This is a genomic window from Pseudonocardia sp. McavD-2-B (genome assembly GCF_024124365.1).
GTDB lineage: Bacteria > Actinomycetota > Actinomycetes > Mycobacteriales > Pseudonocardiaceae > Pseudonocardia > Pseudonocardia alni.
Window position 1 is genome coordinate 1 of the sequence record NZ_JAMXSG010000547.1, and the last position, 1,009, is coordinate 1,009.

The window sequence follows — 1,009 nt, forward strand, 5'->3', positions numbered from 1 at the left end:
TGCCCGAGCGGTACGCGAGCGCGTTGCGCGCCGGTGACCCGCCGGTGCTGGGCCGGGTCGGCGACGGGCGCTGCCTGCTCGACCTGCGGGCGCTGCCGCCGTCGGCCGACGCGACGCTGGCCGGGGCCGTGCGCGCGGTGCCCGTGCGTCCGGAGACCTGAGCCGTGCACGTGCTCTGCACCGCGGGCCACGTCGACCACGGCAAGTCCACGCTGGTCCGGGCGCTGACCGGGATGGAGCCCGACCGGTACGCCGAGGAACGCCGACGCGGGATGACCATCGACCTGGGCTTCGCGTGGACCGAGGTGCCGGGGGCGGGCACGGTCGCGTTCGTCGACGTCCCCGGGCACGAACGCTTCGTCGCCACGATGCTCGCCGGGGCCGGTCCGGTCCCGGCGGCGCTGTTCGTCGTCGCCGCGGACGAGGGCTGGATGCCGCAGTCCGGGGAGCACGCCGACGCGCTCGCGGCCGCGGGCGTCACCGACGGACTGCTCGTGGTCACCCGCGCCGACCTGCTCGACCCCGAGCTGGCGCTCGACGACGCCCGCGCCGCGCTCGCCGCCCGTGGGCTCGGCGGCTGGCCCTCGGTCGCCGTCTCCGCCCGCACCGGCACCGGTCTCGACGCGCTGCGCGGCGCGCTGGCCGCGCTCACCGCACGGCTGCCCGCACCCGACCCGGACGGGCCGGTGCGGCTGTGGGTGGACCGGGCGTTCACCGTCCGCGGGGCCGGGACGGTCGTCACCGGCACGCTGCGCAGCGGCACCGTGCGCCCCGGCGACACCCTGGAGCTCGACGGCGACACCGGGCGGGCACCGGTGACCGTGCGCGGGGTGCAGGAGCTCGGCGAGCCGGTCGACGCCGCCGCCGCGGTCGCGCGGGTCGCGCTGAACCTGCGGGGCGTCCCCCGTGACCGGGTCGACCGCGGCGACGCGCTGCTCGGCCCGGGGGCGTGGCCGGTGACCGGGGAGGCCGACGTCGCGCTGCACGGGGTCGGCGGGCCGGTGCCGCT

1 protein-coding gene is annotated in these 1,009 nt (G+C 79.3%); it reads left to right on the forward strand.

The genetic code is table 11. From position 1 onward, the window contains the following. Nucleotides 1-164: 164 nt before the first annotated feature. A partial coding sequence (locus NH602_RS31050) for a GTP-binding protein (protein ID WP_253069718.1) occupies nucleotides 165-1,009 on the forward strand: 845 nt, incomplete at its 3' end.